This is a genomic window from Streptomyces canus (assembly GCF_030816965.1).
Lineage (GTDB): Bacteria > Actinomycetota > Actinomycetes > Streptomycetales > Streptomycetaceae > Streptomyces > Streptomyces canus_E.
On the sequence record NZ_JAUSYQ010000002.1, the window covers coordinates 8,258,119 to 8,282,492 of the forward strand.

Annotated in this window: 27 protein-coding genes and 2 pseudogenes; 18 read left to right on the top strand and 11 right to left on the bottom strand. The window is 71.0% G+C overall.

All coding sequences use genetic code 11. From position 1 onward, the window contains the following. Nucleotides 1-11: 11 nt before the first annotated feature. Nucleotides 12-944: a DUF5107 domain-containing protein gene (locus tag QF027_RS38865; protein WP_307080014.1), complete on the top strand. Its 933-nt coding sequence runs from the start codon at nucleotides 12-14 to the stop codon at nucleotides 942-944. 13 nt (nucleotides 945-957) lie between these two features. On the opposite strand, the gene QF027_RS38870 is transcribed toward QF027_RS38865, so the two are convergent. Further along, nucleotides 958-1,308 carry a VOC family protein gene (locus tag QF027_RS38870; protein ID WP_057608247.1) on the bottom strand — a complete coding sequence of 117 codons (351 nt, stop codon included), beginning with the start codon at nucleotides 1,306-1,308 and terminating at the stop codon, nucleotides 958-960. 127 nt (nucleotides 1,309-1,435) lie between these two features. Here QF027_RS38870 and QF027_RS38875 point away from each other — a divergent pair, with 127 nt between their 5' ends. After that, a complete protein-coding gene (locus tag QF027_RS38875) occupies nucleotides 1,436-1,939 on the top strand; it encodes a phage holin family protein (protein WP_307080016.1) in 504 nt (167 codons plus the stop codon). A gap of 32 nt (nucleotides 1,940-1,971) precedes the next feature. Continuing rightward, the gene (locus tag QF027_RS38880; protein ID WP_306974279.1) at nucleotides 1,972-2,988 is read left to right on the top strand and encodes an SDR family oxidoreductase; all 1,017 of its coding nucleotides are present in this window, start codon (nucleotides 1,972-1,974) and stop codon (nucleotides 2,986-2,988) included. A 70-nt stretch (nucleotides 2,989-3,058) separates the two neighbouring features. Here the strand turns inward: QF027_RS38880 and QF027_RS38885 are convergent, their stop codons facing one another. Further along, a complete protein-coding gene (locus QF027_RS38885; RefSeq protein ID WP_307080018.1) occupies nucleotides 3,059-4,150 on the bottom strand; it encodes an enolase C-terminal domain-like protein in 1,092 nt (363 codons plus the stop codon). Between the two features lie 3 nt (nucleotides 4,151-4,153). Next, complete coding sequence (locus QF027_RS38890) at nucleotides 4,154-5,113, bottom strand: LLM class F420-dependent oxidoreductase (protein WP_306974275.1); 960 nt, start codon at nucleotides 5,111-5,113, stop codon at nucleotides 4,154-4,156. 155 nt (nucleotides 5,114-5,268) lie between these two features. Between QF027_RS38890 and QF027_RS50045 the strand changes: the two are divergent. The 13 genes and pseudogenes from QF027_RS50045 to QF027_RS38955 form a co-directional block, all read left to right on the top strand. Further along, a pseudogene (locus tag QF027_RS50045) lies at nucleotides 5,269-6,561 on the top strand (NAD(P)/FAD-dependent oxidoreductase); the annotation flags it as partial. Nucleotides 6,562-7,538: 977 nt separating this feature from the next. After that, the gene (locus QF027_RS38900; RefSeq protein ID WP_306974270.1) at nucleotides 7,539-9,386 is read left to right on the top strand and encodes a transketolase; all 1,848 of its coding nucleotides are present in this window, start codon (nucleotides 7,539-7,541) and stop codon (nucleotides 9,384-9,386) included. Continuing rightward, complete coding sequence (gene ligD / locus QF027_RS38905) at nucleotides 9,383-10,315, top strand: non-homologous end-joining DNA ligase (protein ID WP_307080022.1); 933 nt, start codon at nucleotides 9,383-9,385, stop codon at nucleotides 10,313-10,315. Before QF027_RS38900 ends, ligD begins: the two co-directional genes overlap by 4 nt. A gap of 44 nt (nucleotides 10,316-10,359) precedes the next feature. After that, on the top strand, nucleotides 10,360-10,728 hold the full coding sequence (locus tag QF027_RS38910; RefSeq protein ID WP_306974266.1) for a gas vesicle protein GvpO: 369 nt from the start codon (nucleotides 10,360-10,362) through the stop codon (nucleotides 10,726-10,728). Between the two features lie 58 nt (nucleotides 10,729-10,786). Then, nucleotides 10,787-11,212, top strand: coding sequence for a gas vesicle structural protein GvpA (locus QF027_RS38915; RefSeq protein WP_306974264.1), 426 nt, complete (start codon nucleotides 10,787-10,789; stop codon nucleotides 11,210-11,212). Beyond that, nucleotides 11,209-11,979 (top strand): GvpL/GvpF family gas vesicle protein, encoded by a 771-nt coding sequence (locus tag QF027_RS38920; protein WP_307080025.1) that lies wholly within the window; start codon nucleotides 11,209-11,211, stop codon nucleotides 11,977-11,979. The genes QF027_RS38915 and QF027_RS38920 overlap by 4 nt, the downstream gene beginning before the upstream one ends. A gap of 7 nt (nucleotides 11,980-11,986) precedes the next feature. Continuing rightward, nucleotides 11,987-12,250, top strand: a complete 264-nt coding sequence (locus QF027_RS38925) for a gas vesicle protein GvpG (RefSeq protein ID WP_306974260.1) — start codon at nucleotides 11,987-11,989, stop codon at nucleotides 12,248-12,250. Further along, nucleotides 12,247-12,975: a DNA primase gene (locus QF027_RS38930; protein WP_307080027.1), complete on the top strand. Its 729-nt coding sequence runs from the start codon at nucleotides 12,247-12,249 to the stop codon at nucleotides 12,973-12,975. The genes QF027_RS38925 and QF027_RS38930 overlap by 4 nt, the downstream gene beginning before the upstream one ends. Further along, nucleotides 12,975-14,081, top strand: coding sequence for an SRPBCC family protein (locus tag QF027_RS38935; protein ID WP_306974256.1), 1,107 nt, complete (start codon nucleotides 12,975-12,977; stop codon nucleotides 14,079-14,081). The genes QF027_RS38930 and QF027_RS38935 overlap by 1 nt, the downstream gene beginning before the upstream one ends. Beyond that, entirely contained in the window at nucleotides 14,078-14,416 is a 339-nt protein-coding gene (locus tag QF027_RS38940) for a gas vesicle protein (RefSeq protein ID WP_057608233.1), read from the top strand. The genes QF027_RS38935 and QF027_RS38940 overlap by 4 nt, the downstream gene beginning before the upstream one ends. Further along, complete coding sequence (locus tag QF027_RS38945) at nucleotides 14,413-15,183, top strand: GvpL/GvpF family gas vesicle protein (protein ID WP_306974252.1); 771 nt, start codon at nucleotides 14,413-14,415, stop codon at nucleotides 15,181-15,183. Before QF027_RS38940 ends, QF027_RS38945 begins: the two co-directional genes overlap by 4 nt. Continuing rightward, complete coding sequence (locus tag QF027_RS38950; protein ID WP_306974251.1) at nucleotides 15,180-15,368, top strand: gas vesicle protein; 189 nt, start codon at nucleotides 15,180-15,182, stop codon at nucleotides 15,366-15,368. Before QF027_RS38945 ends, QF027_RS38950 begins: the two co-directional genes overlap by 4 nt. Beyond that, nucleotides 15,365-15,649 (top strand): gas vesicle protein K, encoded by a 285-nt coding sequence (locus QF027_RS38955; protein ID WP_306974249.1) that lies wholly within the window; start codon nucleotides 15,365-15,367, stop codon nucleotides 15,647-15,649. The genes QF027_RS38950 and QF027_RS38955 overlap by 4 nt, the downstream gene beginning before the upstream one ends. A 15-nt stretch (nucleotides 15,650-15,664) precedes the next feature. Here QF027_RS38955 and QF027_RS38960 read toward each other — a convergent pair whose 3' ends face one another. Both QF027_RS38960 and QF027_RS38965 read right to left on the bottom strand, forming a co-directional pair. After that, nucleotides 15,665-15,835, bottom strand: a complete 171-nt coding sequence (locus QF027_RS38960; protein ID WP_062037266.1) for a hypothetical protein — start codon at nucleotides 15,833-15,835, stop codon at nucleotides 15,665-15,667. 42 nt (nucleotides 15,836-15,877) lie between these two features. Then, the gene (locus tag QF027_RS38965) at nucleotides 15,878-16,723 is read right to left on the bottom strand and encodes a methyltransferase domain-containing protein (RefSeq protein ID WP_307080029.1); all 846 of its coding nucleotides are present in this window, start codon (nucleotides 16,721-16,723) and stop codon (nucleotides 15,878-15,880) included. Between the two features lie 278 nt (nucleotides 16,724-17,001). On the opposite strand from QF027_RS38965, the gene QF027_RS38970 reads away from it, so the two are divergent. Beyond that, entirely contained in the window at nucleotides 17,002-18,624 is a 1,623-nt protein-coding gene (locus QF027_RS38970; protein WP_307080031.1) for an ABC-F family ATP-binding cassette domain-containing protein, read from the top strand. 30 nt (nucleotides 18,625-18,654) lie between these two features. Here QF027_RS38970 and QF027_RS38975 read toward each other — a convergent pair whose 3' ends face one another. Next, nucleotides 18,655-19,758: a baeRF2 domain-containing protein gene (locus QF027_RS38975; protein ID WP_306974242.1), complete on the bottom strand. Its 1,104-nt coding sequence runs from the start codon at nucleotides 19,756-19,758 to the stop codon at nucleotides 18,655-18,657. A 66-nt stretch (nucleotides 19,759-19,824) separates the two neighbouring features. Between QF027_RS38975 and QF027_RS38980 the strand changes: the two genes are divergently transcribed. After that, entirely contained in the window at nucleotides 19,825-20,106 is a 282-nt protein-coding gene (locus QF027_RS38980) for a DUF6158 family protein (protein ID WP_306974240.1), read from the top strand. Nucleotides 20,107-20,184: 78 nt separating this feature from the next. Here QF027_RS38980 and QF027_RS38985 read toward each other — a convergent pair. The 5 genes and pseudogenes from QF027_RS38985 to QF027_RS39005 form a co-directional block, all read right to left on the bottom strand. After that, nucleotides 20,185-22,327 (bottom strand): annotated as a pseudogene (locus tag QF027_RS38985) (catalase). Continuing rightward, nucleotides 22,285-22,827: a type 1 glutamine amidotransferase domain-containing protein gene (locus tag QF027_RS38990; RefSeq protein WP_306974236.1), complete on the bottom strand. Its 543-nt coding sequence runs from the start codon at nucleotides 22,825-22,827 to the stop codon at nucleotides 22,285-22,287. The pseudogene QF027_RS38985 and the gene QF027_RS38990 overlap by 43 nt, the downstream one beginning before the upstream one ends. Nucleotides 22,828-22,833: 6 nt before the next feature. Then, on the bottom strand, nucleotides 22,834-23,463 hold the full coding sequence (locus QF027_RS38995) for a diguanylate cyclase (protein ID WP_307080033.1): 630 nt from the start codon (nucleotides 23,461-23,463) through the stop codon (nucleotides 22,834-22,836). After that, nucleotides 23,460-23,894 (bottom strand): CBS domain-containing protein, encoded by a 435-nt coding sequence (locus tag QF027_RS39000; RefSeq protein WP_306974232.1) that lies wholly within the window; start codon nucleotides 23,892-23,894, stop codon nucleotides 23,460-23,462. The genes QF027_RS38995 and QF027_RS39000 overlap by 4 nt, the downstream gene beginning before the upstream one ends. Beyond that, nucleotides 23,891-24,277: a DUF2795 domain-containing protein gene (locus QF027_RS39005; RefSeq protein WP_306974230.1), complete on the bottom strand. Its 387-nt coding sequence runs from the start codon at nucleotides 24,275-24,277 to the stop codon at nucleotides 23,891-23,893. The genes QF027_RS39000 and QF027_RS39005 overlap by 4 nt, the downstream gene beginning before the upstream one ends. Nucleotides 24,278-24,374: the final 97 nt, after the last annotated feature.

The window sequence follows — 24,374 nt, forward strand, 5'->3', positions numbered from 1 at the left end:
GAGCGGTTCCCATGGTGATCGTGACGACGATCCGGCGAGACGTACTCACCCTGCCCGCCGCACCGCTGGGCCCGGACAACCCCCTGCCCCCGCTGCGGCTCCTCCGCGATGGAGGTACCTCCCACGCCCTTAAGACAGTGGGGGACCATCGCATCGACGTACGGGACCGGGACGACCTGCCCCGGGACATGGCCCGGCAGGCCGGTTATGGACCGCTGCACAGCCTGTTGCCCGTCCGCGTCCGGGACGGCTACGGCAGAGAGCGCGCGCCCCGCGAGTTCGAGACGATCGTGATCGAGAACGACCGGCTCAGGGCCACCGTCCTCCCCGGCCTCGGCGGCCGGGTCGCTTCCCTCGTCCACAAGCCGACCGGGAGTGAACTCCTTTACCGCAACCCGGTGTTCCAACCCGCGAACCTCGCGCTGAACGGCGCCTGGTTCTCCGGCGGCATCGAGTGGAACATCGGCGCCACCGGTCACACCACCCTCTCCTGCGCCCCCCTGCACGCCGCCCGCGTGCCCGCCCCGGACGGCGGCGAGATGCTCCGCCTGTGGGAGTGGGAACGGCTGCGCGACCTGTACGCCGACGCCTTCGACGACCTGTGCCACGAGCGGCGCGACGACGGCGAGTCGTGGACGGCGGCCACCGCCGCGCTGGGCCGCGAGGCGATCGAGGCGCTGCTCGCGGCAGGGCGTACGGCCGAGGCGCGTTCCGTGTGGGAGCGGCTGTGTCCGGTGATCCGGGCGCGCGGCCGGTTCCGGCTGATCGAGGCCCGGCTGCTGCTCGCCGAGGAACGGCCCGAGGCGGCGCGGGCCGTCTTCGAGGAGGGCTTCGAGGTCGCCGATCTGCGGGAGGGTGCCGAGGCGATCAGCGAGCTGTGGAGTCGCCTCAGCGACGAACCGCTGCCGCCGTTCCACGACTTCCGGATGCGGCCCGAGACGTAGGGAACCCGTCCCTCTAGCCGACGTTGCGGTCCACGTACTCGTACACCACGCCGTCCGGATGCATCGCGATCAGATTGCGGCCCACCGGCGTCGGCACGGGGCCGGCGATGACGCGGGCGCCCAGCTCGCTGAGCAGCTGGTGGGCCTCGTCGACGTCCTTCACCGCGATGGTCGCCGCGACCTTGCGCAGCACCTCCAGCTCGGCCTCGGGGCCGCTCATCAGCAGGAAGCAGCCCACCGCGGCCACCTGGACGCCGCCGCGCTCGAAACGGAGAGCCTTGGCGCCCGCCAGCCGTTCGTAGAAGACGACCGCGGCCTCCAGGTCATCGACACAGACACGCAGCGTGGTTCCCAGAATGTCCATGCGGACGAGCCTAGTTGCGGCGGCCGGGCCGCGGAGATCGTTTCACGCGATCCTCCCGACCCGACCGCCCGCACCGCACAGGTGACCCCCGGCGTTATGCGTACGCCCGTGCGGGTACCCGGCGGCCATGGAGCGCTTGGATCACCTGGAGCATCTGGACAGGCATCTGGTCGACGAGCTGGCGCAGGTGGCGCGCGAGACCGTACGGGACGAGCTGCGCGAGCAGACGCGCAAGCAGCGCCGCACGGCCATGTTGTACGCCGCGTCCGGTGCGGTCGCGCTGTACGCGGGAGCGGCCCTGGCACTGGCCGTGGGCCTCGCCCTCGCTCTCGGGCTGCCCGACTGGGCCGCCGCGCTGATCACCGCCGCGATCCTGGGGGCCGTGGCCTATGCGCTGCGCGGTGCCGCCAGGCCCGCCGCGTCCCGGCCGACGGCCGGGCGGGCGGAGGCGGTGGCCGGGCAGGACAGGGCCGCCGGCGCAACGGCACCGGTGGCCGCGCCGCCGAGCGGGCTCGGAACGCCGTATCCGCCCGTGCCGCCGGTCGCCCCCGGGGCGCCGGGCACACCGGAGCCTGCCGCGGCGCCGCGGCAGGACGACATCGACCCTGAGCAGCCGCATCACCGGGCGTGACGCGTGGTGCGGGACGCGTGGAAGGAACGGGCGTGAAGCACGGCAAGGTCGTCGTGGTGACCGGGGCCAGCGGCGGTGTGGGACGGGCCACGGCCCGGGCCTTCGCCGAACGCGGGGCCCGGGTCGCCCTGCTGGCCCGGGGCCGCGAGGGCCTCGCGGCCGCCGCCGACGAGGTGCAGCAGGCGGGCGGTGAAGCGCTCGTCGTGAGCGTCGACATGGCCGACTCCAAGGCGGTCGACGACGCGGCCCAGCAGGTCGTGGAGGCCTTCGGGCACATCGACGTCTGGGTCAACAACGCCTTCTCCGGGGTCTTCGCACCGTTCACGCAGATCACGCCGGACGAGTTCCGGCGGGTGACCGAAGTGACGTACCTGGGCTATGTGTTCGGCACCCGGGCCGCCCTCCACCACATGCTGCCACGGGACCGCGGGACCATCGTGCAGGTGGGATCGGCGCTGGCTTACCGGGGCATTCCGCTGCAGTCGGCGTACTGCGGGGCCAAGCACGCCATCCAGGGCTTCAACGAGTCCCTGCGGTGCGAGCTGCTTCACACGGGCAGCGGTGTCCGTACGACGATGGTGCAGCTGCCGGGCGTCAACACACCCCAGTTCGACTGGGTGTTGAACCGGATGCCGGGGCGGGCGCGTCCTGTGGCGCCGGTGTATCAGCCGGAGGTCGCCGCTCGCGCCATCGTGCACGCGGCTTTCCACGCGCGGCGGCGGGAGTACTGGGTCGGCGGGTCCACGGTGGCCACGCTCATCGCGAACGCGGTCGCGCCGGGGGCGCTGGACCGTTACCTCGCCCGCACCAACGTCGAGGCACAGCAGGAAGAGGGGGAGCACGACGGTCCCGGGAACCTGTGGGTGCCCGCGGACGGGCCGCACGGGCGGGACTTCGGGGCGCACGGGCGGTTCGACGAGGAGGCCGTGTCCAGCAGCCCGCAGGACTGGGTCTCCCGCAACCGCGCCCGGATGGGCATGGGGCTGGTGGCCGCCGCGGCCGGCGGCCTGGGCATCGCGGTGACCTCCGGTCTGCGGCGACGGGGTTGAGCGGCGTCGCGGGAGCGGCGGGGGTGTTGTCGGCCCCGCCGCTCCCGCGACGCTCGTGACGTGTTCGCCCCTACGCCACCCGGTACTCCTCCACTTCCTCCGTCCGCAGCGTCAGACCATGACCGAGGCCCGCCGTCGGGCGGACCGTGCCCGCCGTCGGATCCAGTGCCCCGGCGAAGAACATGTCCTCGATGCGCACGTGGTCGTGGAACCACTCGATGTGGCGCAGGTTGGGGATCGCGGCGGCCGCTGACGCGTGGGCGTGCGGGGCGCAGTGGGTGGAGATCTCCAGGCCGTGGGACTGGGCCAGGGCCGCCGCGCGCAGGAACTCGGTGATGCCGCCGCAGCGGGTCACGTCCACCTGGAGACAGTCCACCGCGCCGGCCGCGATCATACGGGCGAAGTACGGGAGGTCATAGCCGTACTCACCGGCCGTGACATCGCAGACCAGCGCGTCACGGACCAGGCGCAGACCGGTCAGGTCGTCCGAGGACACCGGCTCCTCGAACCAGCCGACGCCGTGCTCCACCAGGGCGTTGCCCACCCGGATCGCCTGCTTGCGGGTGTACGCGCCGTTCGCGTCGACGTACAACTCCGCGTCCGAGCCGATGACTTCGCGGGCCGTCCGGACCCGGGACAGATCGCGGGGAACCGCGCGCCCCCAGCTCTCGCCGATCTTCAGCTTGACGCGGGGAATGCCCTGACCGTGCACCCAGCCGTTGAGCTGCGCGGCCAGATGCGTGTCGTGGTACGTCGTGAAGCCGCCGCTGCCGTAGACGGGAACGCGTTCGCGGGCGACGCCGAGCAGGTGCGCCAGCGGGAGTTCCAGGAGGCGGGCCTTCAGGTCCCACAGGGCGATGTCGAGGGCCGAGATCGCGCAGGCCGCGATGCCGGGGCGGCCCGCGTTGCGGACCGAACGGCACATCGCCTCGTGCAGCGCCGGGATGCCCAGCGCGCTGCGGCCCTCGACCAGCGGGGCGAGGTGCTCGGTGAGGAAGTCGCCGACCGCGGCCGGACCGTAGGTCCAGCCCGTGCCGGTCTCATCCCCCGTCGTCACCTCGACGATCACCATGGTCGTGGTGTCCCAGGACAGCGTGCCGTCGGCCTCGGGGGCGTCGGTCGGCACCGTGTACACCGAGACGACCGGCCTGAGGAGTTTCATCGTTCATCCCTGCTGGAGCTGGGGCAGCACCTTCGTGCGGTAGAAGTCGAAGAAGGCGCGCTGGTCGGGTCCGATCTGGTTGACGTAGACACGGTCGAAGCCCGCGTCGGCGAACGCGCTCAGCGCCGCGACGTGCTCGTCCACGTCGTCCCCGCACACCGCCTTCTCGCGCACCATGTCCTCGGTGACCAGCGGCTCCAGCTGTTCGAAATGGCTCGGCGAGGGCAGGATCTGGGCCATCTCGCCGGGCAGGAACTGGTTGAACCACAGCTTGCGGACCGTACGGACGCACTCGTCCCGGTCGACGCCGTAGCAGACCTTCGTGCCGCCGATGACCGGCTTCCCGGCGCCGCCGCCCTTGCGGAACTGCTCGACCATCGACTCGTCGGGCGTCATCGTGATGTAGCCGTCGCCGACCCGGGACGCGAGCGCCGTGGCCGCCGGGCCGAAGCCGGAGATGTCGATGGGCACGGGCTCGTCGGGGACCGTGTAGAGGCGGGCGTTCTCCACCGTGTAGTGCGGGCCGTGGTGGTTGACCTCTTCGCCCGTGAAGAGGCGCCGCATCACCTGGATCGACTCCTCCAGCATCTCGAGCCGGATGTGCGCGGGCGGCCAGACATGGCCGAGGACGTGCTCGTTGAGTGCCTCCCCGGAGCCGACGCCGAGGCGGAAGCGGCCGTTCGTCATCACGGCCGAGGTTGCCGCGGCCTGCGCCACGACCGCCGGGTGGATCCGCACGGTCGGGCAGGTCACGGCCGTCTCGATCGGAAGTGACACCGCCTCCGAGAGCGCGCCGATCACCGACCAGACGAAGGGGCTCTGGCCCTGCGCGTCGTTCCACGGGTGGTAGTGGTCGGAGATCCACAGTGAGCCGAAGCCCGCCTGCTCCGCCATCCGCGCCTGTTCGACCAGCTCCGCGGGACCGAACTCCTCGCACGACAGGAAATAGCCGTATTCGGGCATGGGGTACCTCCGTCGGCTCCATGAATTGGGGGCTTCGTCCGAGTACCCGGCGGCCCGTACGGAAACCGGCGTTTGGGTGCTCCGGCCAGGGGGACGCGGAAGGCTCCCGAGGTACGCGACAGCCCCGGAGGCGAACCGTGAGTCGACCCCGCATCGTGATCGTCGGTGCCGGCTTCGCCGGGTACCGGACGGCCAAGGAACTGTCCCGAAAGGCCCGCGGCAAGGCCGACATCACCCTGCTGAACCCGACCGACTACTTCCTGTATCTGCCCCTGCTGCCCCAGGTCGCCGCCGGGATCCTGGAACCCCGGCGGGTGACCGTCTCCCTCTCCGACACCCTGCCCCGGGTGCGGCTGGTGCTCGGCGAGGCCGACGGCATCGACCTGGACGGACGCACCGTCCACTACACCGACCCCGAGGGCGGCGGCGGCACGCTCGGCTACGACCGGCTGGTGCTGGCCGCAGGAAGCGTCAACAAACTGCTGCCCATCCCCGGGGTCGCCGAGCACGCGCACGGCTTCCGCGGACTGCCCGAGGCGCTGTATCTGCGCGACCACGTGACCCGGCAGGTGGAGCTCGCCGCGGCCGCCGACGATCCCGCGACCTGCGCCGCGCGGTGCACCTTCGTCGTGGTCGGCGCCGGTTACACGGGCACGGAGGTCGCCGCGCACGGGCAGCTGTTCACTGACGCGCAGGTGCGCAGGCATCCGCTGCGGAAGGGGATGCGGCCGCGCTGGCTCCTCCTCGATGTCGCGGAGCGGGTCCTGCCCGAACTCGACGAGCACCTCTCTCGCACCGCCGACCGCACGCTCAGGGAACGGGGTGTGGAGGTGCGGATGGGCACCTCCGTGAAGGAGGCCACGCCGGACGGAGTGCTGCTGACCGACGGTGAGTTCGTCGAGACACGGTCGCTGGTGTGGTGCGTGGGCGTACGGCCCGATCCGCTCGCCGAATCGCTCGGGCTGCCCATGGAGCGCGGCCGGCTGCTCGTCGATCCGAACCTGCAAGTACCGGGGCGGCCCGAGGTGTTCGCGTGCGGTGACGCGGCCGCGGTGCCCGATCTGGAGAATCCGGGGCAGTTCACGCCGATGACGGCGCAGCACGCCTGGCGCCAGGGGCGTACGGCGGCCCTCAACGTCGCCGCTTCCCTGGGAGCCGGTGTGCGCCGCCCCTACGAACACCGGGACCTCGGCTTCGTCGTGGACCTCGGCGGAGTGAAGGCTGCCGCCAACCCGCTGGGCGTGCCGCTGTCCGGCCTCGCGGCCGGTGCGGTCACCCGCGGCTACCACCTCGCCGCGATGCCGGGCAACCGTGTCCGGGTCGCCGCCGACTGGTTGCTGGACGCCGTACTCCCGCGCCAGGCCGTCCAGTTGGGCCTCGTACGGTCCTGGTCGGTACCGCTGGACACGGCCTCGCCGGAGCTGGCCCGGGTCCCGGGACGACCACAGGCACGCCAGGAGGCCGACGCACGCTCCGGGCCCGGGGCGGCGACGGAGCAGGAGACGAGGCCGGGACAGAGGCCGACCGAGCGGGCCGCGCCGCCCGCGTCCGCGGTGGAGCAGGCCGAGCGGGGGGAGCCGGCGGTGGAACAGGTCGAGCCGGCCGTGCCAGCGGTGGAGCGGGCCGAGCGGGGGGAGCCGGCGGTGGAACAGGTCGAGCCGGCCGTGCCAGCGGTGGAGCGGGCCGAGTCGGGGGAGCCGGTGGTGGAGCGGGCCGAGCGGGGGGAGCCGGTGGTGGGGCAGGTCGAGCCGGCCGTGCCAGCGGTGGAGCGGGCCGATGCGCGGGAGCTGGCGGTGGAGCGGGCCGATGCGCGGGAGCCAACGGGAGAGCGGGCCGATGCGCGGGAGCCGACGGTGATGGCGAGCGCGGGCGAGGCGGTGATCTCGGAGGCGAAGGCGCGCGAGGCGGCCGAGCAGGAGTCGCCTGAACGGCGGCTGCCCGAGCGGGAGTTGCTTGAGCGGAATGCGCCTGGGCAGGAGTCGTCTGAGCGGCAGGCGCCTGAGCAGGAGTCGCCTGAACGGCGGCTGCCTGAGCGGGAGTTGCTTGAGCGGAATGCGCTTGAGCAGGAGGCGCCAGAGCGCCCGGCGCCAGAACAGAAGTCGCCTGAGCAGAAGGCACCCGAGCCTGCGACGAGCCAGCCCGGCGGTGAGTCGGCGAAGAGCCAGTCCGCCCGCGAACCGGCCAAGAGCCAGCCCGGCGGTGAGCCGGCGAAGAGCCAGTCCGCCCGCGAACCGGCCAAGAGCCAGCCCGGCGGTGAGCCGGCGAAGAGCCAGTCCGCCCGCGAACCGGCCAAGAGCCAGCCCGGCGGTGAGCCGGCCAAGAGTCAACCCGCCCCCGAACCCGCCAAGAGCCAACCCGACGGTGAGCCGGCTCAAGCCCCCGGACCCGTCAAGCGCACCGATGCGGACCCCGCAGAAGGAGACTCATGAACACCGGTGAACTCGTCGAACTCGCCCAGCAGTTGCGCGTGGACAGTGTCCGCTCATCGGCCGCCGCGGGCTCCGGGCACCCGACCTCCTCGATGTCCGCCGCGGACCTGATGGCCGTACTTCTCGCGAACCACTTCCGCTACGACTTCGACCGCCCCGAACACCCCGGCAACGACCGCTTCGTGCTGTCCAAGGGCCACGCCTCCCCGCTGCTGTACTCCGCGTACAAGGCGGCCGGTGTCGTCGATGACGAGGAGTTGCTGACCTTCCGCAAGCTCGGCAGCCGTCTCGAAGGACACCCGACGCCGCGCAAGCTGCCCTGGGTCGAGACGGCGACCGGATCGCTGGGCCAGGGACTGCCGGTCGGCGTCGGCATCGCGCTGTCCGGGAAGCGGCTGGACCGCACCGGCTACCGCGTGTGGGTGCTGTGCGGCGACAGCGAGCTCGCCGAGGGCTCGGTCTGGGAGGCCGCCGAGCACGCCGGTCACGAGCACCTCGACAACCTCACCGCGATCGTGGACGTCAACCGGCTCGGCCAGCGCGGCCCCACCCGGCACGGCCACGACCTCGACGCCTACGCCCGCCGTTTCCAGGCCTTCGGCTGGCACACGGTCGAGGTCGACGGGCACGACGTGGACGCCGTCGACCGCGCGTACGGCGAGGCCGAGTCCACCAAGGGGCAGCCCACCGCGATCCTCGCCCGCACGCTCAAGGGCAAGGGCGTCGCCGACGTCGAGGACCGCGAGGGACTGCACGGGAAGCCGCTGAAGAACGCCGACGACGCCATCGAGGAGCTCGGCGGCGTACGCGACCTCCGTGTCCAGGTGCACGAGCCGCCGGCCGCCCGCATGCTGCACGCCGTCCGCTCAGGGCACCTCGAACTGCCCCGCTGGGACACCGGCGAGGAAGTGGCGACCCGGAACGCCTACGGGCAGGCCCTCACCGCCCTCGGCACCGGACGCGGAGACGTCGTCGCCCTCGACGGCGAGGTCGGCGACTCGACCCGTACCGAGTTCTTCGCCAAGGAACACCCCGACCGCTACTTCGAGTGCTACATCGCCGAGCAGCAGATGGTCGCGGCCGCCGTGGGACTCGCCGCGCGCGGCTGGGTGCCGTACGCCGGCACCTTCGCGGCCTTCCTCACCCGCGCCTACGACTTCGTGCGCATGGCCTCCATCAGCGGGGCCGGCATCAACCTCGTCGGCTCGCACGCGGGCGTCGCCATCGGGCAGGACGGGCCCAGCCAGATGGGCCTGGAGGACCTGGCGATGATGCGGGCGATCCACGGCTCGACCGTGCTGTACCCGTGCGACGCCAACCAGACCGCCCACCTGGTCGCCGAGATGGCGGGCCTGGACGGCATCCGCTATCTGCGTACGGGTCGCGGCGAGAGCCCGGTGATCTACGGCCCCGAGGAGGAGTTCCCGATCGGCGGCAGCAAGGTGCTGCGCTCCTCCGAGAGCGACCGGCTGACGGTCGTCGCCGCGGGCGTCACCGTGCACGAGGCACTGAAGGCCGCCGAGGCGCTGGACCAGGAGGGCATCCGCGTCCGGGTCGTCGACCTGTACTCGGTCAAGCCCGTCGACCGCGCCACCCTGCGGCAGGCCGCCGAGGACACCGGCTGTCTGCTGACCGTGGAGGACCACCGCGAGGAGGGCGGTCTCGGCGACGCCGTCCTCGACGCCTTCGCCGACGGCCGGCCGGTACCGCGCCTGGTGCGCCTGGCCGTCCGTACGATGCCGGGCTCGGCCTCGCCCGAGGAGCAGCTGCACGCCGCGGGCATAGACGCCGAGTCGATCGCGGCTGCCGGCCGGCTGCTGGTGGAGCAGGCGATCGTGCCGTGACCGGGGACGACACACGGTCGGTACGGGTGGGGAAGCGCACCGTCGAGGTGCACCGGCCGGACAAGGTGCTCTTCCCCGGCGGCGACGGCGCCAAGGAGTACACCAAGGGCGATCTCGTCGACTACTACCGGTCCGTCGCGCCCTTCATGCTGCCGCACCTGCGGGGCCGTCCGCTGATGCTGGAACGGCATCCGGACGGAGTCACCGGCCCCCGGTTCATGCAGAAGAACACCCCGGACAGCTACCCGGAGTGGATCGGCCGCGTCGAGGTGCCGAAGGAGGGCGGCACCGTCTGCCACACTGTCTGTGACGACACCGCCACTCTCCTGTACCTCGCCGACCAGGCCTCCCTCACCCTGCACCGCTGGCTGTCCCGGGTGGCCAGCGTCGAGCGGCCCGACCGGATGGTCTTCGACCTCGACCCGGCCGGGGACGACGACTTCGCCGCGGTCCACGAGGCGGCCCGGCTGCTCGGGGAACTGCTCGACGAGCTGAAACTGCCCTCGGCGCTGATGACCACCGGCTCGCGCGGGCTGCATGTGATCGTGCCCCTCAACGGCCGGCACGACTTCGACGAGGTCCGGAAGTTCGCCAGGGACGTCGCCGACACCCTGGTCGCGGGCCGGCCCGACCGGCTCACCACCGCCGCCCGGAAGAAGGACCGCGGCGACCGCCTCTACCTCGACGTACAGCGCAACGCCTACGCGCAGACCGCCGTCGCACCCTTCACCGTACGGGCGAAACCCGGCGCTCCCGTGGCCACCCCGATGGCCTGGGACCAGCTGGACGACCCGGGCCTGGACGCTCGCCGCTGGACCATCGCCGACGCGGTCGGACAGGCCCGCAGCAATCCGTGGGCCGGGGTCATGGCCAAGGGGCGCGCCCTCGGTCCCGCCCGGCGCAGGCTGAACGCGTTGATGCCCTCTTGAAGGTTTGGCGAAGGAACGAGCGGCCACCCGAGGTGAGAGGTGCCATGTCGAACACAAAAAACTCATCGGAATCACGGAATTCACGAAGTGCCCCCGAAGGGGCAGAAAAGGACACCGAAGAGCGCGTGGCGGAAAACCGGCGGCCGAATCCCATGGAGGTGCTGCGCAACGCGCGCACCCAGCTGGCCGAGCTGATCGGCATGGCCGCCGAGAACGTGTCGTCCTTCGAACAGACGGAGGACGGCTGGGCGCTCGAGATCGAGGTCCTGGAGCTGCCCCGCGTGCCCGACACGATGAGCCTGATGGCGAGCTACCAGGTCGAACTCGACCCGGAAGGACAGCTCACCGGATATCGGCGCGTTCGCCGTTATGAACGCGGGCGCGCGGACGCACACAGGCGGGGCGGCCGTTAGGCCGCCCCACCGCACAGACATCCGTTCACCAGCACACAGAAGAGGAGGCGCGGTCGACATGACCGTTGTCCCGGCACAACAGAGCGGTGGCGGAGGCGGCTCCAGCGGCCTCTACGACGTTCTGGAACTGGTCCTCGACAGGGGTCTCGTCATCGACGCGTTCGTACGGGTCTCCCTTGTCGGCATCGAAATCCTGAAGATCGACGTCCGGGTCGTGGTGGCCAGCGTCGACACCTACCTGCGCTTCGCCGAAGCGTGCAACCGGCTGGACCTGGAGGCCGGGCCGCGCAAGGACCCCGGCCTGCCCGACCTGGTCGGCGAGATGACCGAGTCCGGCGCCCGCGGCAAGTCCAAGGGAGCGCTCTCCGGTGCCGCCGAGACCATCTCCGGTGCTTTCAAGCAGGCCCGTGAGGAGGGCCAGACGGAGTCCAGGCCGCGAGCCCGCAAGGCGACGTCCTCGCGCCGGAAGGAGGAAGAGGAGTGAGCACGTACGTGTACGGCATCACCGCCGCTTCCCACCCCGCGCTGCCCGAGGACCTGGCAGGGGTCGGCGACCCCGCGCTTCCGGTGCGGGTGCTGAAGGAGGGCGATCTGGCGGCCATCGTCAGCGACGCCCCCGAAGGGCTGCGGCCCAAGCGCCGTGATCTCCTCGCCCACCAGAACGTCCTGAGCGAGGCGGGCGCGGGCGGCTGCATCCTGCCCATGCGGTTCGGCAGCGTCGCCCCTGACGACGGCACCGTCACCGGTGTCCTCGCGGAACGCTCCGAGCACTACAAGGAGCGACTGAGGGCCCTTGACGGCAAGGTCGAGTACAACGTCAAGGCCACGCACGACGAAGAGGCCGTACTGCACCGCGTGATGTCCGACAACCCGGAGATCCGCGCCGTGACCGAGGCCAACCGGAAGGCGGGCGGCGGCAGTTACGACGAGCGCCTCAGGCTCGGCGAGATGGTCGTGGCCGCGGTCAAGGCCCGCGAGGCCGAGGACGCCGGCGAGGTGCAGCGCGCCCTGGAAGCGGTCGCCGACGCGGTCAGCGTGGGCCCCGAGTCCTCGGGCTGGCTCGCCAACGTGTCCTTCCTCGTGGAGCGCGACGCGGCGGCGTCCTTCCTGGAGGCGGTGGACCAGCTGCGCAAGGACCATCCGCACCTCGACCTGCGCGTCAACGGCCCGCTGCCGCCGTACAGCTTCGTCGACCCCGGTCCGGCCAAACCCGCGGGCACCACGGTCGGCATCGACCACGCGGAGGAGTGAGGCGGCCGTGGGTCTCATCGGAGAGGTGCTGCTGCTGCCGTTCGCCCCGGTGCGCGGCAGCGCCTGGGTGATCAGACAGGTGCTGAACGAAGCGGAGCGTCTCTACTACGACCCGGCGACGGTCCGGGCCGAACTCGCCCAGCTCGAGGAGCGACTCGACGCGGGCGAGATCGACGAGGAGGAATTCGACCGACAGGAGGACGAACTCCTCGAACGACTGGAGATCGGCCTGCGCGGCGGCGCGGGGACTGGCGACGGGACGATGCGATGAACCGAACGGGACTGGGCCTTGCCGTAGGGGCCGGATACCTCCTCGGACGTACGAAGAAACTGAAACTGGCGTTCGCCGTCGGCACGCTCGTGGCCGGCAAGCGGATGCATCTGAGCCCCAAGGCGCTGGCCGACCTGGTCTCCCAGCAACTGCTGAAGAACCCGCAGTTCAAGGAGATAGGGGACACGCTCCGCGAGGACCTGCGAGGTGTCGGCAAGGCGGCCTCGGGTGCCATGGTGGAGCGGCAGATCGAGGCGATCGCAGACCGGCTGCACGGCCGTACCGCCCAGGTCCGCGACGAGCTCGCGGGCGTGGCGCCGGAGGTGCCGGGAGTCTCCGAGGACGAGGAGTCCGAGGGCGACGGGGAGGCCCGGGAGGAGGAGACTGGGGACACCGAGGCCGAGGCCGACGAGGAGCCCTCGGACGAGTACGAGGACGACGAGGCGGACGAGACCGAGGACGAGCAGGACGAGGCTCCGGCCGCTGCGAGGAAGACCGCCAAAAAGGCCCCCGCCAAAAAGGCCCCCGCCAAGAAGTCCGCGCAGAAGGCGCCGGGCCGGAAGCCGCCCACGAAGAAGACGGCGCAGAGCCAGGGCCGCGCGGCCGGCAAGAAGACCGCGGCCAAGAAGACCACGGCGAAGAAGACGGCCGCCAACAAGGCGACCGCTGCCGGGGGAGCCGGCCGGGGCGCCCGGTCCCGGCTGCCGAAGGGAGGCGGTGAGTGATGACCGAGACACTCGGATCCGCCCGCAACGCGACCGACAAGGCGAAGAACAACCCGCTCACGGACGTGGCCCACAGCGAGGCCGCCGACCGGCTCAAGGCCGAGCTGCAGGACTACGTCGCCGCGCAGGCCCAGCGCATGCTGGTCGGCGTCGGCCGCAAGCTGGGCGAGACCACCGGCAAGCTGAACGACATCGCCGAGGGCAACAGCCCCGGCTTCGCCAAGCTCGCCCTCGACGGCGGCCGCAAGCTCGCCCAGGACAAGGGACCGCTGCGCTCGGCGGTGGAGGTCGGAGCCACCCGCGCGAAGGACAACGTGGTGGGCGCGCTGAAGAACCTCGGCGGCGGCAAGGGCAAGCGCAAGGGTGGCGCGGGCCAGAAGCCGACGGTGATCATCGAGTTCATCGACGTCGGCGTCGATCTGCGTACGGCCTACGACCAGTGGACCCAGTACCAGGACTTCTCCACCTTCGCGAAGGGCGTCAAGAGCGCGAACCGCGCCGACGACACCCACACCGACTGGCAGATGAAGATCTTCTGGTCCAACCGCAGCTGGAAGGCGACCACCACCGAGCAGATCCCCGACGACCGGATCCACTGGACGTCGGAGGGCGCCAAGGGCACGGCCAAGGGCGTCGTCTCCTTCCACAAGCTCGCCGACAACCTCACCCGCGTCCTGCTGGTGATCGAGTACTACCCCAAGGGCCTGTTCGAGAAGACCGGCAACATCTGGCGCGCCCAGGGCCGCCGGGCCCGGCTGGACCTGAAGCACTTCGCCCGCTTCATCACTCTCAAGGGAGAGGCGGAGGACGGCTGGCGCGGCGAGATCCAGGACGGCGAGGTCGTCAAGAGCCACGAGGACGCGGTGGCGGAAGAGGAGGAGTCCGAGGGCGCCGAAGGGGCCGAGGACACCGAGGAAGAGGAAGAGCAGGAAGGCCCGTACGCCGAGGACGAGACCGAGGACGAGGGCGAGCCCGAGGACGAGTACGAGGAGTACGACGAGGAGGCCGAGGAGCCCGACGCCGAGGCATCCGCGGACGAGGAAGACGTGCCCGAGGAAGAAGAGGAAGAGGAATACGAGTACGCCGAGGGCGGGAGCCGACGATGAGCATGCCCAGCCGGCTCCCGGATCCGTACGGCCAGGGGAGCGGCGCCAACCTGGCCGACATCCTGGAGCGAGTGCTGGACAAGGGCATCGTCATCGCGGGCGACATCCGCATCAACCTGCTCGACATCGAGCTGCTCACCATCAAACTGCGGCTCATCGTCGCCTCGGTCGACAAGGCCAAGGAGATGGGTATCGACTGGTGGGAGGACGACCCGGCGTTGTCCACCCGCGCCCGCCGTGACGAACTCACCCGGGAGAACGCCGAGTTGCGCGAGCGGCTCGCGCGCCTGGAGGAGCTGGAGCCCAGTCGTCGTGCCGAGGAGGAGAGTTCATGACCGGACTGCGGTACGTGTACGCCGTCTGCCGCCCCTTCGGCACTCCGTTGCAGGCCCAGCTGGCCGGGGTGGCCGGTGACCCGCCCAGACTGCTGCACCACCACGGCCTGGTGGCCGTCGTCAGTCATGTGCCGGAGCGGGACTTCGCCGAGGAGCCGCTCCGCAGGCATCTGGAGGACCTCGAGTGGCTGACCGGGACCGTGCGCGCGCACCAGAGCGTGATCGACGCGCTCACCGTCGTCACCACCCCGCTGCCGCTCCGGCTCGGCACCGTCTTCCGTGACGACAGCGGTGTCCGGGTGATGATCGAGGAACGCGAGGAAGGCTTCCGGCGCACCCTCGACCGGCTTCAGGGCCGGGTCGAGTGGGGCGTCAAGGTGTACGTCGAGACGGCGGCCCCGGCCCGTGCGGAGACGACCGAGACGTCGGCCAAGCCGGTCTCGGGCCGGGATTATCTGCGGCAGCGGCGCGAGCGGGTGCGTTCGCACGAGGACATGTGGCAGCAGGCGGAGGCTTTCGCGACCCGGCTGCACGAAAAGCTTTCCGCTTACGCCGAGGACGCGCGGCTGCACGCCCCGCAGAACCCCACGCTTTCGGGGGCCTCAGGACAGAATGTTCTGAATGCCGCCTATCTTGTGCCGCGCAGCGAGTCCGAGGAATTCGTGGAAATGGTGGACCGGACCAAGGACGACGTCCCGGGAATGCGTGTGGAACTCACAGGGCCCTGGGCGGCCTATTCCTTCGCGGGGGAGGAACAGCAGCCGTGACCGTCATCGAACGCCGCGAGGTGGCCCTCGTCGACCTGCTCGACCGGCTGCTGGCCGGCGGGGTCGTCATCACGGGGGACATCACCCTGCGCATCGCGGACGTCGACCTCGTGCGCATCGACCTGAACGCGCTGATCAGCTCGGTCAACGCGCAAGTTCCCTCACCGTGGGAGGAGTTGTCGTGACGGCTCGACGCAACCGGCTGGACCTGGAGCCCGACACGGTCGAGCGGGACCTGGTCAAGCTCGTGCTGACCGTCGTGGAGTTGCTGCGGCAGCTCATGGAGCGCCAGGCGCTGCGCCGGTTCGACGAGGGCGACCTGAGCGAGGAGCAGGAGGAGCGGATCGGGCTCACGCTGATGCTCCTCGACGACCGCATGACCGAACTGCGCGAGCGGTACGGACTGCGGCCCGAGGACCTGAACCTGGACCTCGGGCCGCTGGGACCGTTGCTTCCCCGGGAATGACTTCCGCGGGGAACGTCACCACCTGTACCAACGACCCCTGCTTCCGGCCGATGTCGTCCCACGCATCAGGAACCCCAGCAACCACAGCACCAGCACAGCCAGTGCGATCCACCAGAGAATCTTCACTGCGAAACCGGCGCCGAAAAGAATCAGCACCAGAAGCAGCACGAGCAGGATGGCGATCATAATGTGAACCTCCTGCATTCCGAGTTTCCCGGAATCTGTGTTTCAGACTTCCTTTCGGCACAGAATTTCTCCGTGCAGTACACAGAACCACCCGTCGTCCTTCTTGCCCCAGTCCCGCCAGGCGTCCGAGACGGCCCGCAGTCGCTCCGCCGTGGCGTGGCCGCCCTCGGTGGCCCGCTGCGCGTACGCCGAGGCCACCGTGCGGTCCGCCCACAGCCCGCTCCACCACTCCCGCTCCTCGGCGGTGGAGTAGGTCCAGGTGCCGGAGCTCGCCGTGATGTCCGTCAGACCCGCCCGCAGCGCCCAGGACTTCAGCCGCCGCCCGGCGTCCGGCTCACCGCCGTTGGCCCGGGCCACCCGGCGGTACAGGTCCAGCCAGTCGTCCAGCCCCTCGGAGGCCGGGTGCCAGGTCATGGCCGCGTAGTCCGAGTCGCGTACCGCGATGAATCCGCCCGGCCTGGTGACCCGCCTCATCTCGCGCAGCGCCCGCACCGGGTCCCCGACGTGCTGCAGCACCTGGTGGGCGTGGACCACGCAGAAGGTGTCGTCCTCGAAGTCCAGGGCGTGCACGTCCGCGACCGCGAAGTCGACGTTCGTCAGGTGGCGCTCGGCGCCCGTGGCGCGGGCCTGGTCCAGGATGCCGGGCGCGTGGTCGACCCCTGTGACATGCCCGTCCGGGACCAGGGCCGCCAGGTCGGCGGTGATCGTGCCGGGTCCGCAGCCGATGTCCAGGATCTTCATGTGGGGCTTCAGCGAACCGAGTAGGTAGGCAGCCGAGTTGGCGGCGGTGCGCCAGGTGTGCGAGCGCAGCACGGACTCGTGGTGACCGTGCGTGTAGACGGCGGTCTCCCGCGGCTTGTCCTGTGCCTTGTCCTGCGATTCCGGCATGACTGAGCTCCCCTTCTCGACCTGTCCGTCGGTACACGGAACGGTACGCCCGTATGTCGAATGGTGAGACCCGTGTATTGCTATATGGACTGACGGGCAATCAGTCACCGGAGCGTGCCCGGTGCGACGCCCGACAGACGCAGCCGCCCACGGGGTGCCGTTCGCGGCCTTCACGGCGGCGGTGAAGCGTGAGGTCGGCGTCGGGGTTCATGCCGTGGCGGGTATGTCGAGAGATATGCGTTTGCCCAGGCCCCGCCCTCGCACCGACAATGCGCCCCATGGGACATCTGGAAGCCGCGCACCTCGAGTACTACCTCCCCGACGGGAGGGCACTGCTCGGCGATGTGTCCTTCCGGGTGGGAGAAGGGGCCGTCGTGGCCCTCGTCGGGCCCAACGGCGCCGGCAAGACCACCCTGCTGCGGCTGATCTCCGGCGAGCTGAAACCGCACGGCGGGACGGTCACCGTGAGTGGCGGCCTCGGGGTGATGCGCCAGTTCGTGGGGTCCGTACGGGACGAGACGACCGTACGGGACCTGCTCGTGTCGGTCGCGCCGCCCCGGATCAGGGAGGCCGCGCAGGCGGTCGACCGGGCCGAGCACCTGATCATGACCGTCGACGACGAGGCCGCCCAGCTGAAGTACGCGCAGGCCCTGTCCGACTGGGCCGAGGTGCGCGGCTACGAGTCCGAGACGCTCTGGGACATGTGCACCATGGCCGCGCTCGGGGTGCCGTACGACAAGGCGCAGTTCCGGCAGGTGCGGACCCTGTCCGGCGGTGAGCAGAAGCGGCTGGTGCTGGAGGCGCTGCTGCGCGGCACGGACCAGGTGCTGCTGCTGGACGAGCCGGACAACTACCTCGACGTGCCCGGCAAGCGCTGGCTGGAGGAGCGGCTGAAGGAGACCCGCAAGACGGTTCTCTTCGTCTCCCACGACCGGGAGCTGCTCTCCCGGGCCGCCGAGAAGATCGTGTCGGTGGAGCCCTCGCCCGCCGGCGCGGACGCCTGGGTGCACGGCGGCGGTTTCGCCACGTATCACGAGGCGCGGCAGGCCCGGTTCGCCCGCTTCGAGGAACTGCGCAAACGCTGGGACGAGAAGCACGCGCAGTTGAAGAAGCTGGTGCTGACGCTCCGTCAGGCTGCTGAGAACAGCCCCGACATGGCCTCCCGCTACCGCGCCGCCCAGACCCGGCTGCGCAAGTTCGAGGAGGCCGGCCCGCCGCCCGAGCCGCCGCGCGAGCAGGACATCAAGATGCGGCTCAAGGGTGGTCGTACCGGCGTAAGGGCGGTCACCTGTGCGGGACTTGAACTGACCGGCCTGATGAAGCCCTTCGACCTGGAGGTCTTCTACGGCGAACGCGTCGCCGTCCTCGGCTCGAACGGTTCCGGCAAGTCGCACTTCCTGCGGCTGCTGGCGGGGGACTCCACCGTGGCGCACACCGGGCAGTGGAAGCTCGGGGCGCGGGTCGTGCCCGGGCACTTCGCGCAGACGCATGCCCATCCGGAGCTCTTCGGCCGCACCCTTCTCGACATCCTCTGGAAGGAGCACGCCCAGGACCGGGGCGCCGCGATGTCCCGGCTGCGCCGCTACGAGCTGACCGGCCAGGCCGAGCAGGGCTTCGACCGGCTCTCCGGCGGACAGCAGGCCCGCTTCCAGATCCTCCTCCTGGAGCTCCAGGGCGTCACCGCGCTCCTTTTGGACGAGCCCACGGACAACCTCGACCTGGAGTCCGCGGAGGCCCTCCAGGAGGGCCTGGAGGCCTTCGACGGCACGGTCCTCGCGGTCACCCACGACCGCTGGTTCGCGCGCTCCTTCGACCGGTACCTGGTCTTCGGTTCGGACGGGCGGGTGCGCGAGACGGCGGAGCCGGTGTGGGACGAGCGACGCGTGGAACGGGCCCGGTAACCGCAGGTCACCGGGCCCGCCCGAGGCGCCTCAGACCCAGCGCAGCAGGGCGCCCAGGCCGCCCACCGGGGCCTCCTCGCTCGCCGGTGTCACCGAGAGCGCCGGAGCTCCCGTCGCCACCGCCGACCTGATCAGCGCGTCGTCCGCCCGGGCCGACCAGGAGTTCTGTTCGCCGAGGATCTTCAGATCCGTGCGGCGGACCGCCACCTGGTCCGGGTCCTCCCCGACCCACACCTCACGGTGCGCATCCGGCCCGTCCGGGCGGATCAGGAGTGCGTCGATACGGTGCTCGCGTGCCGCCTCCACCAGCGCGGGCACACCCTCCACGGCTCCGGGCTGCCCGTCGTCGCCCGGTGTGCGGGCCGCGAGGAACCGTTCCAGCTCCCGCTCCGCGCGCTGCCGTACATGCTCGGCACGGGCCTGTTCCACGTCCTCGTCGAGCAGCCGGCTGCCGGCACCGTGCTCGGCCTCGACGACCCGGCCCTGCAGCCGCTTCGGCAACCGCTCGTGCACGGACCGCTTCTCCCGCTCGTCACCGACCAGGATCAGCAGGTCGGCGCCGGTCTCCTCCTGGCAGACGGCGAGCGCGTCGGCGATCTCGGCCGCGTTGTGCTCCCAGGTGTTCTCCACCCGCAGCTGGAAGTGCCGCTCCGACCAGTCGGAGCTGCTCGTCCGGTGGACGGGCCACTGCTTGCCGGTGACCGAACCGGCGCCCTGCCGGCCGAGCGGCCCGCGCAGCTCGAAGTCGGCGCCCTTGCGGTCGACGTACGCCACCACGCACACCGGGTCCTCGCCGGCCAGCTCCAGCAGCGGCGCGGTGTGCGGCAGCGGGGCCCAGCGGACCAGGCTGCCCTCGGGGGACCTGGTCAGCGCCGGGTCCAGGACGACCTCGCCGGCCCGCGCGAAGAGGGCCCGGCCATGTGGTTCGGACGAGTGCCGCAGTTCCTCGATCGCCTCCCGCACGGCCACGCAGGTCTCCTCGTCGGCCCCCTGCGTGGACAGCTCGCGGGCGACCGCGACCGCCGCGAGATGCCGTTCGTGGAGTGTGTCCTCCGTGGGGCGGGGGGCGTCGACGTACACAGAGGCCCAGGGGCCCGGATGTTCGTAGAGTGGATGCAGAAAGGCGAGATCCATGGGTTCCCTCCCGGATGCCGCTCGGGGGCAGTGCGGTAATGCTTGCCGGGCGGGTACCCGAAGCCCATGAACGAACACGACGAGCGGGACACCACCATGACCGGAGTCGACCCCAGCAGGTTGGACGACCAACAGCTCATGAAAGAGCTGGAGACGATCCACCGCACCCGGCACGAAACGCTGCTCCACGGCTCGAACGACGCGCTCAGTACGCACAACGAGCGCATGGCCCGGCTCGAGGGCGAGTACCTGCGCCGCAACCCGCGCCGGACGGTGGCCGCGGGCCGCACGCGTGAGGGCGCGCGGGAGCGCGGGGCGGGGGAGTCGGCCACACCGGCGCTGGACTGACCAGGGGCCCGGTGCGGACAGCCGAAGGTGACCTGCCGATCACGTGATCAGCAGGCCACCGGTGACGTGCCCGGAGGCTCAGTGGCGCGTCGGCAGCCGGTCCCAGTGCCGGTGTGCCGCGATCGCGGCCACGAACGCGTTCAGGAACTCCTCGCCCGCCGGACCCGGGGACGTCTCCGTCACCACGCCCTGGTCGGTCTCCACGCGGTGGAACTCGGTGGACAGCCGTAGTCCCTCCGGCTCCAGCGACGACAGGATCCCGACGCCCGAGCCGAGCGCGCCGATCGGCTTGCCGTGCCGGTAGGCGTCCCGCACGAAACGCATGACGTCCTGGTCGGATGCCGTCGGCGGGGTGCCCACGGGACCACCGGGCAGCAGAACGGCGTCGTACAGCACGGACGCGACGGTCGCCAGCGCGCGGTCGACGGTGTACAGCTCGCCGTCGGCGCCCCGCACCTCGCCGTCCGTCGGAGCCAGCGCCTCCACCACGGCGCCCTCGGCGGCCAGCCGCTCCCGCACCGAGGTCACCTGCTCGGCGTCGATCCCGTCGGTGACGAGGACCGCGATCTGCCGGGTGCGGATGGAGCCGTCGCCGCGCAGCGACTCCAGGCTGAGAGCGGGGGAGGAGAGTTTGTACGCCGTCTCGCCCGCGGTCGGTTCCGGTACCCCGATACCGCGCGCCACCTGCGTCGCCAGCTCGCCGTCCACCTTTGCGAGGTGCTCGACCGTCCGGGCCCGCACGGTCCGGGCACCCACCTTGCCCAGCTCGAACCGGAACGCCTCGACGATGTGCTGCTTCTCCCAGTTGGCCATGCTGTTCCAGAACAGCGCGGGCTGGCTGTAGTGGTCCTGGAAACTCGGGCTGCGCCGCCGGATCTTGTGTCCGTCCACGCGTTCCGCGTAGTGGGTGAACGCGTGCCCGTCGACACCGGCGTGGGCCGGGCAGCCGCCGCCGAGCGAGTTCGGGAAGTAGTTCGTGCCCCGGTGGATCGCGCTCTGGTGGTAGCCGTCGCGCTGGTTGGTGCGCACCGGCGCCACCGGCCGGTTCACCGGCAGCTGCGAGAAGTTCGGCCCGCCCAGCCGGACCAACTGGGTGTCCAGATAGGAGAAGTTACGCGCCTGGAGCAACGGGTCGTTGGTGAAGTCGATACCGGGCACGACATTGGCGGTGTGGAAGGCGACCTGCTCGGTCTCGGCGAAGAAGTTCTCCGGGTTGCGGTCGAGCACCATCCGGCCGATCGGCCGGACGGGCACCTGCTCCTCCGGGATGAGCTTCGTGGCGTCGAGCAGATCGAAGTCGAACGCGAACTCGTCCTCCTCCGGCACCAGTTGCACGCCGAGCTCCCACTCCGGGTACTCGCCGGCCTCGATGGCGTCCCACAGGTCGCGCCGGTTGAAGTCCGGGTCACGGCCCTGGCACTCCTGCGCCTCGTCCCACACCAGCGAGTGCGCGCCCAGCCTCGGCTTCCAGTGGAACTTCACGAAGGTGCCCTTGCCCTCCGCGTTCACGAACCGGAAGGTGTGCACACCGAAGCCCTGCATCATGCGGTAGCTGCGCGGGATCGCCCGGTCCGACATCAGCCACATGATCGCGTGCAGGGTCTCCGGCTGGAGCGACACGAAGTCCCACAGGGTGTCGTGTGCCGAGGCGCCGGTGGGGATGTCGTTGTGCGGCTCCGGCTTCACCGCGTGCACGAAGTCCGGGAACTTGATGCCGTCCTGGATGAAGAAGACCGGGAAGTTGTTCCCGACGAGGTCGTAATTGCCTTCCGACGTATAGAACTTGGTGGCGAAGCCCCGCACGTCCCGCACGGTGTCCGCGGAGCCCCTGGGTCCCTGCACGGTCGAGAACCGCACGAAGACGGGGGTGCGGACCGCCGGGTCCTGGAGGAAGGCGGCACGGGTGAACTCCGCGCAGGACTCGTACGGTTCGAAGTAGCCGTACGCGCCCGCGCCCCGCGCGTGCACCACCCGCTCCGGGATCCGCTCGTGGTCGAAGTGGGTGAGCTTCTCCCGGAAGTGGAAGTCCTCCATGAGGGTCGGACCGCGCTCACCGGCGGGCGAGCGAGTCGTCGGTGTGGTCGACCTCGACGCCCTGGTCGGTGGTGAGCGGCCCGGCGGTCGGGTCGTCGGCGTGAAAACCTTCGCGCTGACGCTGCTTGCGGTCGGCGGCGTCCACTAGGCGGCCTCCTTCGCGAACACGTCCAGGAACGTCTCGCAGAACGCCTTGAGGTCGTCCGGCTTGCGGCTGGTGACCAGCTTGTTGTTCCCGTGGTCGCAGACCTTCACCTGCTCGTCCACCCAGGTGCCGCCCGCGTTGCGGATGTCCGTCTCGAGACTCGGCCAGGAGGTGAGCACCCGGCCCCGTACGACGTCCGCCTCGACGAGCGTCCACGGCGCGTGGCAGATCGCGGCCACCGGGCGCCCCTGGGTGAAGAAGTCCCGTACGAACGCCACGGCCTTCTCGTCCGTCCGCAGGAAGTCCGGGTTGGCCACGCCGCCGGGCAGCACCAGCCCGCCGAAGGAGTCCGCGGACGTCTCGCCCACGACCTCCTGCACGGGGAAGGTGTCCGCCTTGTCGAGATGGTTGAACGCCTGGATCTTGCCGGGCTCGGTCGACACGAGCACGGTTTCGTGCCCCGCGTTCACCGCCGCCTGCCACGGATCGGTGAGCTCGATCTGCTCGACGCCCTCGGGTGCGGTCAGAAACGCGATACGCATGATGGTTCAACGTCCTTTCCTGGAAAGCTTTTTCCTTGCGCGGGAAGCGCGAGCGCAGCGCAGCAGCTCCTCGCCGTACGGCAGCAGCACACAGGCGCCGATCGCGGCGCCGATACCGGCGAGATAGCCCGGTGACAGCGGCCGCCTGCGCGGCACGAGCCGCCACGCGTCCGGATCCGCGCGCCCGCCGCGCAGCAGCGACTTCACCTGGTCGGAGTGCAGGCACATCAGCGACGCGAGCGCGGCGAACGGCAGCGACTCCAGGAAGCTGTGGATGTGCTGCTCGACCGGCTTGACCTCGCGGTCGCTGTCGACGGCCGTCTTCACGTCCCACAGGGCGGTCGCCTCGTGCACGGCCGCGCCGCCCAGCTGCACGCTCAGCAGCAGCGGATTGACCTCGTAGCGCAGCGTGAGCGCGATGGGGATGCCCACTTCGGCCATCATCAAGGAGTGGATCAGGGACTCCTTCGTCCCCGCGGTGTCCTCGATGCGGGTGCGCCGGTGCATCACCCAGTCGGCGAGCCCCGGCACGAACCAGCCGGGCAGTAGCCCGTAGAGGAGATACCGGGTGGTCACGTCCCCGACGTCGACCGTGGCACCGGTGGCACTGATCTCCGCGGCCTGGCCCAGGTTCATACGGGGGCCCCGTCGTCCGGATCCGCACGGCTGATGTCGGCGAGCGCCGACCCCGGGTCCCGGCCCTCGGCGATGTCCCCGAGGCTCACCATGCCGACGGGCAGGCCGTCCTCGATGACCGGCAGCCGCCGGACGGCGTGCGCACGCATCAGCGCGACCGCCTGCGTCAGCGGGTCGCCGGGGGCGACGGTCAGCGGATCCGGAGTGCACACCGACTGGGCACTCACCGTCAGCGGGTCGGCGCCTTCGGCGACGGCCCGGACCGTGATGTCCCGGTCGGTGAGCACTCCCACCACGTGCTGGCCGTCGGCCACCACGACATCGCCGATGTCCTGCGCGCGCATCAGCCGCGCCGCCTCGACCAGCGAGGCGTCGGGGCGGACGGCCACCACACCGGGCGTCATCACCTCCCTCACCAGCTCCGCCGTCACCGGGTGCCCTCCGTCCGGGTGAGTGCGCGCGCGAGCTCCTGGACGTTGGTGTAGTTCTCCTTGCGTGGCAGTCCCTCCACCGCCTCTGCGAGGGCGTCGGGGGCGTTCTTGCGGCGCAGCACCCGCCCCAGCTCCACGGAAGTGGCGGGGAACGAGCTGCGGCCCAGGAGCCGGGCCAGCTCCAGTCGGACGGTCTCCAGTGACGCCCCGTCGCTGCCCGGCGCCACGGGTCCGCCCCAGACCTGCGGATCGTCGTCGGCGGTCGGCTCGGGGTCGTTCCACTCCTCACTCCGGGTGGGATGCCCGGAGCGGAGCAGACCCTGGAGTTCGTGCTTCATCTCGTCGTCACGGTGGCGACTCAGCCGGTCGCTGCCTCGCTGCATGTCTCCCTCCAGATCTTCGGGGTCCGCACCGCGTACCCGTGCACCGGACGCCGACACAGGGTTTGCCGGACCGAAGCCGGGAGACCCGGCCCGCACC